Below are 18103 nucleotides of genomic sequence, written 5' to 3' on the forward strand. Positions count from 1 at the left end.
GTCATAATGCCGGGGTGAATCCCAACTCCCCGTCAGAGGAACACCGTACGGTCGTCGTCGTGGGCGCCGGACCCGCCGGGCTGACCGTCGGGAACATCCTGCGGGCCGCCGGCGTCGACTGCGTGGTCCTGGAGGCCGAGAGCAGGCAGTTCGTCGAGACCCGGCCGAGGGCCGGGGTCATCGAGGAGCAGGTGGTGCGCGGCCTGCGGGAGCACGGACTGGCCGACGCCCTGTCCGCCCGCGCGCAGGTCCACGACGTCTGCGAGTTCCGCTTCGCCGACGAGCGGTTCCGTTTCGACTACGCCGAGCTGACGGGTCACCACCACTACGTCTACCCGCAGCCGTTGCTCGTGACCGACCTGGTGCGGGAGTACGCCGACGTGCGCGGCGGGGACGTCAGGTTCGGGGTGCGGGACGTCCGGTTGCACGACCTGGAGACGGACCGCCCCGCCGTCTCGTACACCGACCCGGACACCGGGCGGCGGCACCTGCTGCGCTGCGAGTTCGTCGCCGGCTGCGACGGGGCGCGGGGGGTGACCCGGGACGCGATACCCGACGGACGGGTGCTGGTCTCGCGCCGGGACTACGGCGTCGGGTGGCTGGCGCTGCTCGCGGAGGCCCCGCCGTCCTCGGACTGCGTGCTGTTCGGCGTCCATCCGAACGGTTTCGCCGGTCACATGGCCCGCAGTCCCGAGATGACCCGCTACTACCTCCAGTGCCCACCGGGCGACGACCCGGAGAACTGGTCCCACGACCGGGTCTGGCACGAACTGCGCCAACGGCTCGGCGCGGCCGGGGCGCCGCCGCTCAGCGAGGGGCGGCTGCTGGAGAAGCGCGTGCTGGACATGCACGACTACGTGGTCGAACCCCTGGTCTTCGGGAGGCTCTTCCTGGCAGGCGACGCCGGGCACCTGACCGCGCCGATCGCGGCCAAGGGCCTGAACCTCGCCCTGCACGACGCCTTCCTGCTGGCCGACGCGCTCGTCGCGCACGTCGTGAAGGGCGACGACACCGGCCTGGACGGCTACTCCCACGCCTGCCTGCGCCGGGTCTGGGACTACCAGGAGTTCTCCGGGTTCCTGTCCGGCATCTACCACGGCACCGCCTCCGGCGATCCCTTCCTGGCCGGGACCACGCTGGCCCGGCTGCGCAGGCTGTTCACCTCCCGCACGGCGGCGACGTCCTTCGCGGAGCAGTACCTCGGTTCGGCCGCCGCCTACTGAGCCCCTTGCGGGCGGTCCTCGGCGGCGGTCTCGGTGAGCCGGTGGTCGGCCACCTTCAGCGCCTCGTCGACCAGCCGGCGCAGATGGCCGTGGCGCAGCGAGTACACCACCCGCCGTCCCTCCTTGCGCGTACCCACCAGACCGGCGAGCCGCAGTCGGGCCAGATGCTGGCTGACGGCGGGCCGGGCGGCGCCGCACACCTCGGTGAGCGTGGTGACGTCCGCCTCCCCCGCGGTCAGCGCGTGCAGCAGGGTGAGCCGGGTGCGGTCGCCGAGCAGGGCGAGGAGTTCGGCGGCGAGCGCGAACTGCTCCTCGCCGGGGCTGCGCGGATGCGCATGATGCGCAGGTGATAGGTGCGTGCGTGCGCTCATACGCACATAATGGCGCCGAGGGCACGGTCTGTCCACGCCCCGCCCACCGGAGAGGGGAGCCGCATGAGCGACCGGCACGAACACGAGCACGCGCACCCGCACGCATCCGCGGACGACCGGCACCGCCACGACCACACCGTCCCCGCGGCCGACCGGCACACGCACGACGACGCCCCTCCGCCGGCCGACCGGCACGGCGGTGATCGCCGGCGCCGACATGCCGGCCATGTCCATGATCACGCCGCCGCGGACACCCACACCCATGGCCTTGAGCCGGGGCATGGCCACTCGCACCCCTCCCCCCGTGGCCTGCGGCACCGTCTCGCGCACCTGCTCACCCCCCACTCCCACGAGACGGCCGACAAGCTCGACCCGGCACTGGAGTCCTCGGCGCGGGGCATGCGGGCGCTGTGGGTGTCGCTGGCCGTGCTCGGCGCGACGGCGCTCGTCCAGGCGGCCGTCGTGGTCGCCTCCGGCTCGGTCGCGCTGCTCGGAGACACCGTGCACAACGCGGCCGACGCGCTGACCGCCGTACCGCTGGGGATCGCCTTCGTGCTCGGGCGGCGCGCGGCGAACCGTCGTTTCACCTACGGCTACGGGCGGGCGGAGGATCTCGCGGGCCTCGCGATCGTGCTGACGATCACCGCGTCGGCCGCCTTCGCCGCCTGGACGGCGGCCGAACGGCTGCTGGATCCGCGCCCCGTGGCCCATCTGCCGGCCGTCGCGGTGGCCGCGCTGGTGGGATTCGCCGGGAACGAATGGGTGGCCCGGTACCGGATCCGGGTGGGCCGGGACATCGGCTCGGCCGCGCTGGTCGCCGACGGGCTGCACGCGCGTACCGACGGTTTCACCTCGCTGGCCGTGCTGCTGGGCGCCGCCGGTTCGGCGATGGGCTGGCAGCTCGCGGACCCGCTCGTCGGGTTGGCGATCACCGCCGCGATCGCGCTGGTGCTGCGGGACGCGGCGCGCGAGGTGTTCCGGCGGGTCATGGACGCCGTGGACCCGGTGCTGGTGGACCGGGCCGAGCGGGCGCTGCGCGGGGTGCCGGGGGTGCGTGGGGTGGGTGAGCTGCGGCTGCGGTGGATCGGGCACCGGCTGCGCGCCGAGGTCGCGGTGGTGGTCGACGGTGAGGCGACCGTACGGCAGGCGCACGCGATCGCCGTCGAGGCGGAGCATGCGCTGCTGCACGCCGTACCGAGGCTGACGGCGGCCCTGGTGCACGCGGATCCGGCTCCGGGTCCCGGCGAGGCGGACCCGCACCGGGCACTGGCGCACCACTCCGTGTCGCCCTAGGCCCGCTCCTGCCGGGCATGTCTCGGCAGGGGCGGCACGCACAGGCAGGCGAGGCCTGCGGCGGCCAGGTAGGCGAGTGCCCCCACCGCCATGCTGGTCCGCAGGCCGGTGCCGTAGTCGGCGGCCGTGGCGAGCAGGCTGCCGCCGAGCGCGACGCCGGTGGCGCTGCCGATCTGGCGGGTGGTGTTGAACAGGGCGGAGGCCGCGCCCGAATACCCCGCGGGCGCCGCGCCCATCACGGTGGCGGTCGTCCCGGTGAGGGCGAAGGAGGTACCGAACCCCGCGGCCATCATCGGGGCCACCAGCAGCGGATAGGCGGGGTCCGGTCCCGCCGCGGCCCAGCCGGCCAGCCCCAGGGCGGCGAGGAGCATGCCGGAGACCACCAGCGGACGATGGCCGGTGCGGCGTGCCAGCCGTCCGGACAGGACGGAGGCGAACATGGTCATCGCGACCGCCGGGAACAGCGCGAGCCCGGTGCCGAGGGCGCTGAAGCCGCGCTGGTGCTGGAACTCCAGGCTGGCGGTGAACACCATGCCGTAGAAGCCGAAGTTGAACAGCAGACCGATGACGGCGCCACCGCCCATCGCGCGGGAGCGCAGCAGGCTCGGCGGCAGGACGGGCGCGCGGGCCAGCCGCTCGCGCACCGCGAACCCCGCGGCGGCCAGCGCGGCCAGGGCCGCCATGGTGAGGACGGCGGGATCCGACCAGCCGCGCCGACCGACCTCGTTGAGGGCGGCGGTCAGCAGGGCCGCCGTGGCCACCACCGCGCACTGGGCAGGCCAGTCCAGGGGGCGGGCGGCGCGCCGGGGCGAGCGGGCCACATGGCGCAGCGTCAGCAGCAGGCAGGCCGCGCCGACCGGCAGGTTGACGAGGAAGACCCAGCGCCAGCCCAGCGTGGCGACGAGCAGGCCGCCCAGCAGCGGACCGGCGGCGGCCGCGACGCCCGCCATCGAACCCCACAGGCCGAAGGCCCGGGAGCGCGCGGCCGGCTCCGGGTAGGCCTGCTGGAGCAGGGCCAGCGAGCCGGGCACGATGAGCGCCGCACCCAGCCCCTCCACGAGTCGGGCCGCGACCAGGAGTGGGGCGCTCGCCGCGAGTGCGCAGGCAGCCGAGGACAGTGCGAAGACCGCGACGCCCGAGCAGAAGACCCGGCGGTTGCCCAGCCGGTCGCCCAGCGCGCCGCCGGTGAGCAGGAACCCGGCGAAGACGAGGGTGTACCCGTCGGTGATCCACTGGATGCCGGTGAGCGAGGCGGACAGTTGCCGGCCGATCACCGGCACGGCGACGTTGAGCGCCGTCACGTCCAGGATCACCATGAAGTACCCGGCGCACACCGCCAGCAACGGCACCCAGGCCCGCCGCCCCCGGGACGCCTCAGTCTCCGCGCACGCCACGGCTCCACTCCGTCCCGTCACCGAGCCAGCACACCGAAAGCCACCATAAGGGGCATACCGCATCAGGACGTGTGGGTGCGCCGCCGCGCGCGCCTCAGGTGCCGAGCCCTTCCAGGACGACCGCGCCGGGCAGGTGCGCGAACGCCTTGCCGGGGACCAGGAGTTTGCCGCGGCGGCGGCCGCTGCCGACCAGCACCCACGGGAGGTCGACGACCGCCGGATCCACCAACAGCGGCCAGGTCGCTGGGAGTCCGATCGGGGTGATGCCCCCGTACTCCATGCCGGTCTCCCCGGTCGCGGTGTCCGTCGACGCGAAGGACGCCTTGCGTGCGCCCAGTTGGCGGCGCACGACCCCGTTGACGTCGACCTTGGTGGTGGACAGGACCAGGCAGGCCGCCAACGTGGCCGCACCGCCGCGCTTGCCCGCCACGACCACGCAGTTGGCCGACCGCTCCAGCAGGTCCCGCCCGTAGTGCTCGACGAAGACGGCGGTGTCCGCCCACCGCGGGTCGGTCTCGACGTAGACGATCTGCTCCGCCGGAACGGCCCCGGACCAGTGGCGTACGGCGTCGGCGACCGGGGCGATCAGCTCGTCGAGGCAGTCGGGAGCGGGGGCGGCGGTGTCGAAGTCTCCGATGGGTGCGCGCATGCCGGCACGCTGACAGCCCGCCGCCGGCCGGCTCAGGGCACCGGCGGCACGGACACCGTCATGACCATCTCCACCGGGACGTCCCCGGTGTTGCCGTACACATGGGCCGCGTTCGCCTCGAAGGAGGCGCTCGCGCCCGTCGGCACCCGGTAGTCGACCCCGTCCACGGTGAGGGTCAGCTCCCCGGCGGTGACATGGACGATCTCCACGGTGCCGCTCGGGTGCGGTTCGGACAGGCTGCTCTCCCCCGGCATCAGGTACCAGTCCCACATCTCCAGCGGGCCGGGCGCCTCGGTGCCGGCGAGCAGGCGGTTGAAGCTGCCGGCCTCGGTGTGCCACAGCCGTACCGCCTTCTCCGGGGGGACGATCTGGACCTTCGGGCCCTGCTCGTAGTCGAGCAGGGTGGTGATGCTGACGCCGAGCGCGTCGCCGATCTTGACGACCGTGCCGATGCTCGGATTGGTGCGGGCCTGCTCGATCTGGATCAGCATGCCGCGGCTGACCCCGGCCCGGGCCGCGAGCACGTCCAGGGTGAACCCGCGCACGGCACGCCAGTGCTTGACGTTACGGGCCAGGGACTGGGTCAGCAGGTCGAGGTCCGACACGTTCCGTCCATCGTCGAGGGCATCGCGGCCCGCTGTTCTCGCGTGCGGGGTGCGGTCAGGCGTACTCCGCCGGGGTGTGCCTGACCGTCCACCGAACTGTACTGCGCGGCGGTGCCGTCTCCGGCATCAGATCCTGCGCCAGCGGGCGTTGCACCAAGAGAAGACGCCGAAGGCCGCCAGGCCGAGCGCGATCGCGGCGAGCAGCCAGGGACCGGCGGGCAGATCGCGGAACGTGCGCAGGGTGTCGTCCATGCCCTTGGCCTCGCCGGCCCGGTGCCTGACGGCCGCGACGACCGCGAACACCCCGGCGACCGCGAAGACGACCCCGCGTGCCGTGCCCCCGGCCACGCCGAAGACATCGGTGAACCGCCTGGCCCGCGCGGACATGGCGGCGGTCCGCAGCTTCTCCCGGAACTTCAGCCGGACGGCCCGCACGGCCATCCACAGCCCGGCGGCCACCACCCCGGCCCCGGCGACGCCCACGATCCACTGACCGCCCGGCCAGCCCAGCACCGTGGCGGTCACGTCGTGCGTCTGCCGGTCCGAGGACCCGCTGCCGCTGCCCCGGTCCCCGGCCGCGTACATCAGCACCGAGTAGCAGGCGAAGACGTAGAAGACGCACCGGCCTGCCGCGGCGGCGCGCTTGGACGGCTCGGTGCCCTTGGGTCCCGCTCCGCCGAACACCGCCTCCGACAGGCGCCACAGCGCCATGCCCGCGAGCGCCACTCCCAGGACCACCAGCAGCGCCGCCCCGAAGGGCCGGGCGGCCAGCTCCTCCAGAGCACCGCCGCGATCGGCCTGCTGCCCGCCGTGGCCGCCCTGTCCGAACGCGATCCGCAGGGCGATCACGCCCACCAGTACGTAGATCAGCCCGCGGGCGGCGAACCCTGCCCGTGCCGCCACGGCCAGCGCGTGACTGTGCGCCGCCCGGGCGGCCTGGCCGCGCCCCCGCAGTGTCCATGCCTGTGCATCCATACCTCGCCGGTGCCCCGGTCCCCCGGTCCGACACCTGACCCGGCGTCGGGAGCCCGGGGTCACGCGCCGGCCGCGACCGGGCTCAGCCCTCGGCCTCCAGTTCGGCGAGCCGCGCCACGTCCTCCTCGCCCAGCTCCGCCAGGGCCCTGAGCTGCTCCGGGGTCATGCCGGCGGGAATCGGCACCGGCGCCGGGGTGCGCAGCGGGGGCTGCCAGCCGGTTTCCGGGGTCCAGTGGCGTACGACCCTGGCCGGGGCACCCGCCACCACGGCGTGGTCGGGCACCGTGCCCCGGACCACCGCGCCGGCGGCCACCACCACGTTCCGGCCGACGCGCGCACCGGGCAGGATCACCGCGCCGGTGCCGATCCAGCAGCCCGGGCCGATCTCCACCGGCTCCATGCGCGGCCACTGCTTGCCGATGGGCTCGTGCGGGTCGTCGTAGGAGTGGTTGGTGGAGGTGACGTACACGTACGGGCCGAAGTAGCAGTCGCTGCCGATGGTGACCGTCGTGTCCGCGATGACGTGGCTGCCGCGGCCGAGGACCACGCCGTCGCCGATGCGCAGGATCGGGTCGGGGCCGAGGTCGAGGTCGGGCATCAGGCCCGCGGTGAGGGTGACCTGTTCGCCGACGATGCAGTGCGAGCCCAGGTGGATCCAGGGTTCGCCGAAGACGGTGCCGAGCGGGAAGGCGAGGCGGGTGGCTTCGCCGAGGGCACCGAAACGGAAGCGGCCGGGGCGGTCCGCGGTGACGGATCCCGTGCGCTGCACCCAGGCCCAGGCCGCGTGCACTGCGCGTTGGGCGAGGCGGCGGCGCCAGGACGAGAACGTGTTCTTGGGCTTCGGCACGGGGGTCACGGTACTCAGCGGGGCGCGCCGGCAAGAGGGCGGGCTGCTGTGATCTTCGCCCCAGGCGGTGGCGTAGGTTGCGCGGAGGACCGACGACGAGGGGAGACGGTGATGACGCACGAGGCGCTGATCGTGGGGATCGGCGGACGCGAGCCGGAGATCGAGGACGAGGTGTTCGTGGCGCCGACGGCCTCGGTGATCGGGGACGTGACGCTGAAGGCCGGGGCGAGCGTCTGGTACGGGGCGGTGATCCGCGGCGACGTCGAGAAGATCACCGTGGGGGCGCAGGCGAACGTGCAGGACAACGCCACGCTGCACGCGGATCCGGGGTTTCCGGTGCGCGTCGGGGAGCGGGTGTCCATCGGGCACAACGCGGTGGTGCACGGGGCGACCGTGGAGGACGACTGCCTGATCGGGATGGGGGCGACCGTGCTGAACGGGGCCGTGATCGGGGCGGGGTCGCTGGTGGCCGCGCAGGCGTTGGTGCCGCAGGGGATGGTGGTGCCGGCGGGGTCGTTGGTGGCGGGGGTGCCGGCGAAGGTGCGGCGGGCGTTGAGTGCGGAGGAGCGGGAGGGAGTGACCCTCAACGGGACCTTGTACGCGGAGTTGGGCAAGGCGCATCGCGGGGTGCATGAGTAGGACGCACGGCGGGTGCGGGTGCCTGGGGGCTGGTCGCGCAGTTCCTCCCCCAGCGCCCCTGGCGAGGCGCTTCAGTCGCCCGCGCTGACAGGTTCCGCTTCCTTCTCGGTGACCGGGACCTTCTTCGCCTTGCGCCGGACGATCAGCATCGACGCCACGCCCACCAGGACCGCCGCCGCCAGGCCGACGTACGAGAAGCGCTTCAGCCAGTCCTCGGCGACGATGCCGACGTAGTAGACGACCGCCGTCGTGCCGCCCGCCCAGCAGATGCCGCCCAGCAGGTTGGCGATCAGGAACTTCCAGTACGGCATGTGCAGGACGCCCGCCAGGGGGCCCGCGAAGATGCGCAGGAGGGCGATGAAGCGGCCGAAGAAGACCGCCCACATGCCCCACTTCTCGAAGGACCGCTCGGCGGTGGCGACGTGGCCCTCGCTGAAGTGCCGGGGGAACTTCCGGCCGAGCCAGGCGAGGAGGGGGCGGCCGCCCTTGCGGCCGATGGCGTAGCCGACGGAGTCGCCGATCACCGCGCCCGCGGTGGCGCACGCGCCGAGGACGACCGGGTTGATGTCGGAGTGCTGTGAGGACAGCAGTGCGGCGGAGACCAGGACGATCTCACCCGGCAGCGGGATGCCCAGGCTCTCCAGGCCGATCACGAGCGCCACCACGGCGTAGACGGCGACCGCCGGTACCGAGTCGAGCCATTCCTGGACGTGCACCGCCGGTTCCTCCCCTGTCGCGTGCGCCTTTCCCCGGGAAGGCTACCGGTTCGGCACGGCGGGGCGGCTTCCACGGCACCCGCCCGCCCTCCGTCCTTGGGTTTTCGGACATCCGGGTGTCATGCGGGACGGGAAGGCTCCCCCGCGGTACCACTCGCCCGTGGCTCCCCACCCCGGGCCCCCTGTGGAAGGACAACGTCCCCGTGTCCTCACTGTCGTCACTGCCCTCCGCACTGCCCGCGTCCGGCTCCGAAGCGCCTCCCGTACGCACCCGGCCCCTCCGTTCGGCGGCCGGCCGGCCACTCCGGCTCGTCCTGTGCCTGTCGCCCCTGCTCGTCGCCGTGATCTGGGGCGTGACCAACCGGTCGCTGCTGCACGAGGGGGTCGCCCGGCTCACCCACGCCGAACCGGGGTGGCTGCTGGCCGGGGGCGGCCTCACCTGCCTGACCTGGGTGGTGGCCGCCTGCATCCGGCAGGGCGCCGTGCCCGACCGGCTGCCGCCCGGGCTGCTGCTGGCCTCGCAGTTCGCCGCCGGGGCCGCCAACCACGCGCTGCCCGCCGGGCTCGGCGCGCACGCCGTGACCGTGCGCTTCCTGCGGACCCGGGGCGTCCCGCTGGAGCGGGCCACGGCCTCGATCGCGCTGTACTCGGTGGCGAAGTCCGGTGCCAAGACCGCGGTGCTGGTGGTGTTCCTGCTGTCGTCGTCGGCCTGGCGGCGGCTGGGCGAGCTGGTGCCCGACGGCACGGTGCTGGTCCCGGTCGTCGGCGTGGTGGCGCTGGCGGGCGTGGCGGCGGCCGTCGTACGACCGCTGCGGCGGCCGGTCACCGGGCTGGTGCGGTGTGCCCTGTCCGACGCCCGGGTGGTGCACGCCCGGCCGTCCCGGGCGCTGGCCCTGTGGGGCGGTGCGACCGTGCTGCCGCTGGTGCAGGCGGGTGTGCTGGCCTGCACCGGGGAGGCGCTCGGGCTGGGCCTGTCGTGGGGTGACGTGATCCTGGCGTACCTGGCGGCGGGCACCGCGGGCGGGGCGGTGCCGGTGCCCGGCGGGGTCGCGGTGGACGCGGCGCTGGTGTTCACGCTGGCCGCGTTCGGCGCACCGCTGGCGGTGGCCACCGCGACCGTGATCGGCTACCGGGTGCTGACCGACTGGCTGCCGCTGCTCCCGGGCGCCCTGGTGCTGTCGGCGATGATCCGCGCGAAGGTGCTCTGAGCCGCTCTCAGTCGCGGCGGGCGACGATGCGGTAGGCGTTGGAGACGCGGAGGCGGTGCGCCAGGGGCCGGACGGCGAAGCGGTCCAGGAGGGTGCCGGTGACCAGGGCGGGGATGCCGGCGATGAGCAGGGCGGCGCGCAGGGTCCTGCGCAGGGCGCCGGGCGCCGCCGGCAGCCAGGGGGCGTCCTCGGGCGGGGCGGTGTGGTCGAGGGCCAGCCAGACGGCGGCCAGCAGGTCGACGGGGTCGTGGGCCTCGGCGTGCTGTTCGGCGACGACGGTGAAGCCCAGGCCGGTGAGGCGTTCGCGGAGGTTGGCCACCGGGATGAAGTGCAGGTGCTGCGGCTGGAGCCAGGGCAGCCACCAGCGGCCGAGCAGCCGGGCGTAGCGGCTCTCGGGATCGGGGACCTCGATGAGGAGGTGGCCGCCGGGGCGTACGGTCTCGTGGGCGGCGCGCAGTTCGCGGTCGGGGTCGGTGCTGTGCTCCAGGTAGTGGAACATGCTGACGACGTCGTAGCGGCCGGCGAGGTCGGGGGCGAGGTCGGGGAAGGCGCCCCGGTAGGCGTGCTCCACGCGGCCCTCGCGGGCGGCGAGCTGGACGCCGTCGGTGAAGTCGAGGCCGTCGAAGGAAGTGCCGGGCAGCACCTCGCGGGCGGCCTCGCAGAAGTGGCCGTGCCCGGTGCCGACGTCGAGCCAGTTCTTGGGGGTCGGATCGTGCGGGACCATGGACTCGGCGCGGCCCCGGTACATCTTGGTGCGGCCGCCGAAGGTGCCGCTCATCCTCTGTTCGCCGAGGCCGTCGTAGAAGTCGCGGTAGTAGAACTCCAGGCCGGTCTCGTTGAGGCGGGGGTTCTGGAAGGTGTGCCGGCAGTCCTGGCACTGGTCGAGGACGAACCGGCCGGGTTTGTGCTGGAGCAGGTCGGTGGTGCGCAGGCGGGTGGTGAGCCGGCCGGACCGGCACCAGGGGCAGGTGGTGCGCCGGGGTTCGAAGAAGCGGTCGACGCCGTCGGCCAGGTCCTTCCGGTAGCCGGGGCGCAGCGCCTCGATCTCGCTCGGCTTGCTCATCGGGTCTCCTCAGCTGCGAGTGCTTCGAGGTGGGTTGCCGCGGCCGGCGCGCCGCCCGCCGCACGGAACGCGGTGCGGATCCGGGCCGCCGCCGTGCGGTGGGCGGGTTCGTGCAGGACGGTGTCGAGGGCCGCGCCCAGCTTCGGGGCGGTGACCCGGCCGAACCGCACCCGGATGCCCGCGCCCGCGTCGACGACCTGTCCGGCGATCACGGGCTGGTCGTCGCGGATGGGGGCGACGACCAGGGGGACGCCGTGCCACAGCGCCTCGCAGACCGTGTTGTGGCCGGCGTGGCAGATGACCGCGTCGACCCGCTCCAGGAGCGGGAGCTGGGGCAGGGCGGGCAGGATCAGGAGGTCCTTGTCGTCCGGCGCCGGGGGCAGGGTGCCGCCGGGGTCGGCGATCAGCCCCTGGACCCGGTCGGCGCGTTCGCGCAGGGCGCTGACGCACTCGGCGAGGAACCGTGCGCCGACGTCCGCGTTCGCGGTGCCGAGGGAGACGAGGACCCGGTCCCGGCTCGGGTCCAGCCACTCCCACGGGAAGCCCTCGGCCGCCGGCCGCGCGGAGACCGAGGGGCCGACGTGGCGGACCGCGGGCCGGTCGGTGGGGCCCGCGAGTTCGGGGGTGGTGAAGGCGAGGGTCAGGTGCGGCGAGAACCGGGGATCGGCGGTGGAGTCCGGGTCCCCGATGCGCTCCCGCAGTCCGGCGAGCCGGTCCCCGAGCCACGCGGCGACCTTGGGGACACCGTCGTAGGCACCGGTGAACTCGGCGGAGGTGGTGGCGGAGGTCGCCCAGGGCAGCCCGAGCCGCTCGGCCACCAGGGCGCCCGCGAAGGCCTGTTGGTCGGCGACCACGACGGTGGGGCGGAACGCGTCGGCGGCCGCCCGTACGCCGGGTGCCATCGCGTCCGCGAGCGGCACCAGGAACCACTCCCACAGGAATCTCAGCGCCTCCGCGCCCCGCAGGTCGGCCGGCCGCTCGCCCGCGGCGGTGCCCGCGCACGGGAACACGGTGGCGTCCGGTCCCGCCAGTTTCCGGACCAGGTCGGCGTCCGGGCAGACCCAGGCCACCCGGTGGCCTCGGGCGCCGAGTTCGGCCGCGACCCCGACGGCCGGGTTGATGTGCCCGACCAGCGGCGGTACGACGAACAGGAAGCCGCTCACCGGACCCCGGCCGCCCGCGTCCGGCTGACCGAGTGGATCAGCTCAAGGATGTGTCCGCCGACCGTGCCGGACGCCTCGACCAGCACGGAGTGCTCGTGCCCGGGCAGCACCACCGACCGGTAGTCCGCCAGCAGCGTCTGCTTCAACGGGACCACCTCGACCAGGTCGGAGTCCCCGCCGTACACCCCGAGCACCGGGCAGCGTACGGCGCGGATCTGGTCCTCCGTCAGGACGCGGCTGGCGGGGATGTCCCGGCCGAGGCTGGTCTCGCGGGCGAGCCGGGCCGCGCCCTTGGCCAGCCGGGCGGTGTTGTGGCTGCGGTGGGCGGTGATCCAGGCGATCGCGTCCGGCTCGTTGTGGGCGAGTTCGGTGACGACCCGGTGCAGGATGCCGCCGAGTTTCGCGGCCCACGCGGCGGTCGCCGGTTCGGATTCGATGAGGGTCAGGCTGGCCGCGCGCTCCGGGTGGCGGGCCGCCCAGCCGAAGGCGATGGTGCCGCCGTAGGAGTTGCCGACGAGGTGGACCGGGCCGGTGACCGACAGGCGGTCGAGCAGGGCCTCCAGGTCGTCGATGTTGTGGTCCAGGGTGTAGCCGCCGGCGGGCCGCTCGCTGCGGCCGTGACCGCGCAGGTCGTACATGACCACGTCCAGGCCGGAGGCGGCGAAGGCCGGGGCCACCGTGAAGTAGTAGCTGGCCAGGCTGTCGGTGAGCAGCCCGTGGACGAGGACCACGGTGGCGAGGGCCGTACGGCCCTCCGCGGGGCCCATGCGCTGTACGTGCAGCCGGACGTCTCCGGTGTCGACCATCGCCATGGCTCAGCCCGCCTCCGTGGCCTTCAGGCTCCACACCACGTACTCCACGAGCCGCCCCACGGTCAGCTCGATGATCTCGTCGAACTCCATCCCGGCCAGGAACTCGGCGAAGTTGACCCGCTTCCCGTAGCGCTCCTCCAGGAGACCGGCGAGGGTGACCAGGTCGATGGACTCCAGTTCCAGGTCGCGGTTGAAGGTGGTGCTCATGCCGATCTCGGCGTCGTCGTCGCCGTACTCCTCCAGGAGGGTGTGGAGCATCCGCGTCAGGTCGGCGAGGACGGTCTCCTCGTCGGCGCGGACTTCGGGCTCGGTGGGGTTCATCGCGGGTCCTCCTCGATGTCTGCGGCTGCCGGTCCGGTCGTCCAGGCCACGACGTAGGCGCGGTCCGGCAGTGCGGGGGGATTGCGGACCGGCGCGCAGCGCACCGGGTAGGCGCGTTCCAGCCGGCCCGAGACCAGCAGCCGGCTGCCGTCCGGGGCGGCCTCCAGCACGGTGAAGTCCCTCGGCCGGCCACCGAATCCGGTGCCCTCGGCCTTCGCGACGGCCTCCTTGGCGGCCCAGAAGCGGCTGAACCACAGGTCGGTGTCCGGGCCGAGGCCGTACAGCAGCCGCAGTTCGTCCGCGCCGAGGGCGGCCGCCACGGCGGCCGGCTCACGCCGGGTGACTTCTTCGATGTCGATGCCCGGGCCGGGGCCGGGCGTGTGCGGCCGTACGATCGCCACCGCCGCCTCCGCCCGGTGGGCGAGGGAGACGTCCAGCCCGGGCAGCGTCCGCCCGTGGGCACCGATCACGTAGGGCCGCCCCAAGTCGTCGTTCTCCACCCGGAGTTCGGCCGGGTAGACGGGTCCCTCGCCGTGCTGCCACAGCCACTGCCGTACCGCGTCCTTGGCGGCGATCCGGCCCAGCAGCCACTGCCTGCGGCCGCGCGGGGCGTGCTCGGCGTACCGCACACGCTCCACCCCCGCCAGCGAGTTGCGCATGATCAGCTCGCGGGAGGCCAGGTCCGGCCAGCGTTCGTGGACCAGCGCCCAGCCGCCGGGACGGCCCTCGGAGAGGGTGTTGCGCTCCGGGAAGCGCTCGACGGGGCGGGTCTCCGGGTCGTTGTCGAAGCGCCGGTCCTGCCAGCCGCCGATCCGCGCCCACACCCGTCCGCCGACGGTCAGCTCCACGTCCGCCTCCAGGACGGTGTCGGTGAGCGAGGTGACCCGCACCAGGCAGCCGACCTCGGTGCCGGGGGCGGGGTGCGGGCCGTGGAAGCGCATCTCCCGCATCTGCACCGGGAAGACGACGGTGCGCTCGGTGCGGGTGGACATGATCCAGTAGCCGAGGATCTGGCCCACGTTGTCGAGCAGGGCGCCCGGGGCGGCGGGGGTGGTGATCAGTCCGCGCACGTGCCGGTCACCGATCGCGGTGAGTTCCGAGACGCCCTGGTAGGCGGGGCCGTGGAACATCCAGCGCTCGGAGTAGAGCTGGGCGGCGGTGTGGTCGGGGGTGCGTTCGGGAGCCGGGGGGCGGGTGCGGGCGGCGGGGGGCGCCGGGTGGGCGGGGGCGACTTCCACGACCGCGCGGGCGGTGGGGCCGAAGGTGACCGAGACCCGGCCGGGGTCCTCGGGGGTGACGGTGACCGGGACGTCGACGGGGGGCGCGGCGGTGAGCCAGCGGTCGAAACGGGCTCCGTGCACGGCGACCGCCCGCAGGCCGGTGGCCGCCTCCGCCGCGTCCATCATGTGCCGCACGATCGTGGTCGCCGGGACGACCGGCCACCGGTCCTCCACCACGGGCCAGCCGGGACGCTGCGGGAAGAAGCAGTGGTCGAGGAGATGGGGCATCGCCTCGGGGGAGACCCGCAGGGTGGTGGTACGGGAGGGCGGGGTGGGCGGGGCGTGGCCTGCGGCGGGGGTGGGAGGGGGAGCGGGCGTGGGGTTGGGTGTGGGGGTGGCACGGGACACGGGGGCGGACGCGGGGTGGAGGCGGCCGTCGCCGGGTGCGGAGGGCGGTGTGTGGAGCGCCGTGAGTACGGCGACGGCCGAGTCGGCGGTGTCCCGCAGGAGCGCGCTGAGTTCGGCGGCGGCCGGGATCCGGGCGGCGAGGTCGTCCAGCGGGGACGAGCCCGCGGCCGGCGGGTGGGCGGCGCCCGATGCCGGCGCGTTCCCACCTGCCTGGGGTCGCGCGACCGCACCCGCCAGGGTCCGCGTGGCTCCGCCCGTCACGGTGCGTGCGCCCCCCTCGGGGCGCGTGGCCGTGCCCAGTTCGGTGCGCAGTGCGGCGAGGGTCGGGCCCTCCAGTGACACCAGGGCGCCGTCCAGGTCCAGGCGTACCGGGCGACGGCGGTGGACGGGCTTCGTCGCGGTGGGTGGTGCCGAGGTGGCCGCCGTGACCGACACGCCGGCCTCGTCGCGGGCCGCGGCCGCCACCGGTGCGCCCGCCGTCCACAACGCGGTCGCCACCCGGCGGAGCTGGGCCATCCCGGAGCGGTGCGGGGAGTTGGCGGCGACGGCGAGGTGGTCGCGGTCGCCGAGGACGTCACCGATCAGCGAGGCGAGTTGGCCTGGCCCGGTCTGGACGAACGCGCGGTGCCCGGCGGCGTACATGGCCTCGATCAGCTGCCGGAAGCGGACCGGCTCCAGCAGGTGCCGGACGAACAGCTCGCGCACCTCCGTCTCACCCCCCGGGAAGGGCGCCGCGACGGTGCCGGACCAGACCGGGACCGCCGGCCGGTGCAGCCGGAAGCGCTCGGCCGCCTCCTTGATCGGGCCCAGGTACGGCTCCAGCATCGGCGTGTGGAACCCGGAGCGGAACGGCAGCACCTGGCACAGCACACCGTCGGCCCGGCAGGCGCGGACGAAGTCCGCCACCGCCCGGTCCGGGCCGCACACCATGGACTGGCCCGGCGCGTTGTCGTGGGAGAGGACGATCCCGGCGTCCGCCCAGTCGTCGCGGAGGACGGCGACGACCCGTTCGGCGGGGGCGCCGACCGCGGCGAACGCGAGCCCCGGGACGGTGACCGCGTCGGGATCGAACGCGGCCATGAAGGCGTCCACCTGGGCTCCCGAGTACAGTCCCGCGACCACCATCGCCGTCCACTCCCCGACGCTGTGCCCGGCGACCGCGTCCGGGACCACGCCCATCCGGCGCAGCGCCGCGTCCAGGAGCCGCCCCACGCCGACGACACCGAACCCATGACGGCCCACGTCGCCGACCCGCATGTCCCCGGTGGCGGGTGCGGTGACGGTGGGGAGGCCGAAATGTGTGGCGATGTCGTCGACGCGGGGAGTGAACTCGCCTTCCAGGCCGGGGAAGACGAAGGCCAGCTTGCCGGTGCCGAGGAGCGGGGCGGACCGGAACCACACGTCGTTGCGGCCCTGCCAGTGGCGGCCCCTGCCGACCGCGCGACGGGCCAGGGCGAGCCGCTTGGCGGTGGGGTCCACGATGCCCAGGCGCACCGGTCCGGCCCCCGGGTGCGTCCGTTCAGGGGCGAGACCGGCGGCCAGGACGGCGGAGTCGTCCGCGTCGAGGGCGGCGGTGAGCCGCTCGGGGGTGTCGGCGGCGAGGAGGAGGATCCGCTCGGGCTCGGTGACCCGGGCGGCGGTGGCGCCCTCGCCGCGTGTTCCCCGCGGGGCGGCGGCCGGGGCAAAGTGTCTGCCCGGCGCCTCTTCGAGCACCACGTGCGCGTTGATCCCGCCGAACCCGAAGGCGTTCACCCCGGCCCGGCGCACCGGTTGGTCCGGGGCGGTCTCCCAGGGCAGGGCCCGGTCCAGGGTGCGGAACCGGGTGGCGGCGAGGGCCGGGTGCGGATCGTCGCAGTGCAGGGTGGGCAGCAGGGTCGCGTGGTGCAGCGCGAGGGCGGCCTTCACCAGTCCGGCCACTCCGGCGGCCGGCATGGTGTGGCCGATCATCGACTTCACGGAGCCGAGCACCGCGCGTTCCTCGGCGGGGCCGAACACCTCTGCGAGAGTGGTGAGTTCGGCGGAGTCGCCCGCGGGGGTCGCGGTGCCGTGCGCCTCCAGCAAGCCGACCGAGTGCGGTGCCGTGGGGTCGAGCCCGGCGGCCCGCCAGGCCTGCCGTACGGCGTGCGCCTGACCGCCGGGGTCGGGGTTGACGAGTCCGGCGGTACGGCCGTCGCTGGCCACGCCGGTGCCGCGGATCACGGCGTAGACACGGTCGCCGTCGCGTTCGGCGTCGGCGAGTCGCTTGAGTACGACGACCCCGGTGCCCTCGCCGATGAGGATGCCGTCGGCGTCCCGGTGGAAGGGGCGGATGCGCTCGCTCGGGGAGAGGGCGCGGAGCTGGGAGAAGACGCTCCACAGGGTGATGTCGTGGCAGTGGTGCACTCCCCCGGCCAGCATCATGTCGCAGCGCCCGGCGGTGAGTTCGGTGACCGCCTGGTCGACGGCGACCAACGAGGAGGCGCAGGCCGCGTCCACGGTGTAGGCGGGGCCGCGCAGGTCGAGGCGGTTGGCGATCCGGGAGGCGGCGAGGTTGGGCACCAGGCCGATCGCGGACTCGGGACTGGCGGGGCCGAGGCGCTCGGTGAACGCGTCCCGTACGCGGGCCAGTTGGTCCGGCGTGAGGCCGGGCACCAGCTCGCCCAGCGTGCGCACGAGCTGGCCGGCCGTGCGGACCCGCTGATCGAGCCGGACCAGGCCGGGGGTGAGATAGCCGCCCCGGCCCAGCACCACGCCGATCCGGTGCCGCTCGGGCAGCCGGTCCGCGCCGCCGGCGTCGGCGAGGGCGGCGGCCGCCACGTGCAGCGCGATCAGCTGGTCGGGTTCGGTGCCGGCGACGGAGTTCGGCATGATCCCGTGCCGGGTGACCTCCACCTCGGCCAGTCCGTCCACGAAGCCGCCGCGCCGGCAGTACACCTGGTCGGGGGCGGCGGGGCCGGTGGCCGAGCCGGGCCGGTAGTAGTCCGCGTCCCAGCGCCCCCGCGGCACCTCACCGATGGCGTCCACGCCGTCGCGCAGGTTCCGCCAGTACGCGTCGAGGTCCGCGGCACCGGGCAGCAACACCGCCATCCCGACGATCGCCACCGCCACCTGCCGCCCACCACCGACACCGCCCGGTGCCCGCTGCCTGCCGTCCACCTCGCCCGGCGCCCGTCCCCCGTCGCCCGCGTCGGCTGTGGTCCCGCTGTCGTCGGTCATC

At 74.5% G+C, this 18103-nt stretch carries 16 protein-coding genes; 4 read left to right on the top strand and 12 right to left on the bottom strand.

Translation table 11 applies throughout. The features are described from left to right. Nucleotides 1-14: 14 nt before the first annotated feature. On the top strand, nt 15-1223 hold the full coding sequence (locus AB0G52_RS29150; RefSeq protein ID WP_361340169.1) for a 4-hydroxybenzoate 3-monooxygenase: 1209 nt from the start codon (nt 15-17) through the stop codon (nt 1221-1223). Here the strand turns inward: AB0G52_RS29150 and AB0G52_RS29155 are convergent. Continuing rightward, entirely contained in the window at nt 1217-1594 is a 378-nt protein-coding gene (locus AB0G52_RS29155) for a metalloregulator ArsR/SmtB family transcription factor (RefSeq protein WP_132887795.1), read from the bottom strand. The genes AB0G52_RS29150 and AB0G52_RS29155 overlap by 7 nt on opposite strands. 63 nt (nt 1595-1657) lie before the next feature. On the opposite strand from AB0G52_RS29155, the gene AB0G52_RS29160 reads away from it, so the two are divergent. Further along, complete coding sequence (locus tag AB0G52_RS29160) at nt 1658-2887, top strand: cation diffusion facilitator family transporter (RefSeq protein WP_361340172.1); 1230 nt, start codon at nt 1658-1660, stop codon at nt 2885-2887. On the opposite strand, the gene AB0G52_RS29165 is transcribed toward AB0G52_RS29160, so the two are convergent. The 5 genes from AB0G52_RS29165 to AB0G52_RS29185 form a co-directional block, all read right to left on the bottom strand. Further along, a complete protein-coding gene (locus AB0G52_RS29165; protein WP_361340175.1) occupies nt 2884-4281 on the bottom strand; it encodes an MFS transporter in 1398 nt (465 codons plus the stop codon). The two genes, AB0G52_RS29160 and AB0G52_RS29165, sit on opposite strands and share 4 nt — an antisense overlap. Before the next feature lie 94 nt (nt 4282-4375). Continuing rightward, entirely contained in the window at nt 4376-4930 is a 555-nt protein-coding gene (locus AB0G52_RS29170; RefSeq protein WP_361340178.1) for a YbaK/EbsC family protein, read from the bottom strand. Nucleotides 4931-4962: 32 nt separating this feature from the next. Further along, a complete protein-coding gene (locus AB0G52_RS29175; RefSeq protein ID WP_132887791.1) occupies nt 4963-5535 on the bottom strand; it encodes an XRE family transcriptional regulator in 573 nt (190 codons plus the stop codon). Between the two features lie 126 nt (nt 5536-5661). Beyond that, nucleotides 5662-6510 carry a DUF1206 domain-containing protein gene (locus tag AB0G52_RS29180; protein ID WP_207921656.1) on the bottom strand — a complete coding sequence of 283 codons (849 nt, stop codon included), beginning with the start codon at nt 6508-6510 and terminating at the stop codon, nt 5662-5664. A gap of 82 nt (nt 6511-6592) precedes the next feature. Next, nucleotides 6593-7357 carry an acyltransferase gene (locus AB0G52_RS29185; protein ID WP_132887790.1) on the bottom strand — a complete coding sequence of 255 codons (765 nt, stop codon included), beginning with the start codon at nt 7355-7357 and terminating at the stop codon, nt 6593-6595. A gap of 111 nt (nt 7358-7468) precedes the next feature. On the opposite strand from AB0G52_RS29185, the gene AB0G52_RS29190 reads away from it, so the two are divergent. Further along, on the top strand, nt 7469-7996 hold the full coding sequence (locus AB0G52_RS29190; RefSeq protein ID WP_361340183.1) for a gamma carbonic anhydrase family protein: 528 nt from the start codon (nt 7469-7471) through the stop codon (nt 7994-7996). 71 nt (nt 7997-8067) lie between these two features. On the opposite strand, the gene AB0G52_RS29195 is transcribed toward AB0G52_RS29190, so the two are convergent. Further along, nucleotides 8068-8712 (bottom strand): DedA family protein, encoded by a 645-nt coding sequence (locus AB0G52_RS29195; protein ID WP_361340186.1) that lies wholly within the window; start codon nt 8710-8712, stop codon nt 8068-8070. Nucleotides 8713-8915: 203 nt separating this feature from the next. Here AB0G52_RS29195 and AB0G52_RS29200 point away from each other — a divergent pair, with 203 nt between their 5' ends. Continuing rightward, a complete protein-coding gene (locus tag AB0G52_RS29200) occupies nt 8916-9920 on the top strand; it encodes a lysylphosphatidylglycerol synthase transmembrane domain-containing protein (protein WP_361340189.1) in 1005 nt (334 codons plus the stop codon). 7 nt (nt 9921-9927) lie between these two features. Here the strand turns inward: AB0G52_RS29200 and AB0G52_RS29205 are convergent, their stop codons facing one another. From AB0G52_RS29205 to AB0G52_RS29225, 5 genes are read right to left on the bottom strand one after another with little or no spacing between them, the layout of a single operon-like run. Then, nucleotides 9928-10983 carry a class I SAM-dependent methyltransferase gene (locus tag AB0G52_RS29205; RefSeq protein WP_361340192.1) on the bottom strand — a complete coding sequence of 352 codons (1056 nt, stop codon included), beginning with the start codon at nt 10981-10983 and terminating at the stop codon, nt 9928-9930. Then, nucleotides 10980-12146, bottom strand: coding sequence for a glycosyltransferase (locus tag AB0G52_RS29210; protein WP_132887786.1), 1167 nt, complete (start codon nt 12144-12146; stop codon nt 10980-10982). The genes AB0G52_RS29205 and AB0G52_RS29210 overlap by 4 nt, the downstream gene beginning before the upstream one ends. After that, nucleotides 12143-12958, bottom strand: a complete 816-nt coding sequence (locus tag AB0G52_RS29215) for an alpha/beta fold hydrolase (protein WP_132887785.1) — start codon at nt 12956-12958, stop codon at nt 12143-12145. Before AB0G52_RS29215 ends, AB0G52_RS29210 begins: the two co-directional genes overlap by 4 nt. Before the next feature lie 3 nt (nt 12959-12961). Next, the gene (locus tag AB0G52_RS29220) at nt 12962-13279 is read right to left on the bottom strand and encodes an acyl carrier protein (protein ID WP_132887784.1); all 318 of its coding nucleotides are present in this window, start codon (nt 13277-13279) and stop codon (nt 12962-12964) included. Further along, nucleotides 13276-18102: a beta-ketoacyl synthase N-terminal-like domain-containing protein gene (locus tag AB0G52_RS29225; protein WP_361340197.1), complete on the bottom strand. Its 4827-nt coding sequence runs from the start codon at nt 18100-18102 to the stop codon at nt 13276-13278. The genes AB0G52_RS29220 and AB0G52_RS29225 overlap by 4 nt, the downstream gene beginning before the upstream one ends. Between the last annotated feature and the right edge of the window lies 1 nt (nt 18103).

The sequence above is a fragment of the Streptomyces sp. NPDC021562 genome, assembly GCF_040640875.1.
In the GTDB taxonomy this organism is placed as follows: domain Bacteria; phylum Actinomycetota; class Actinomycetes; order Streptomycetales; family Streptomycetaceae; genus Streptomyces.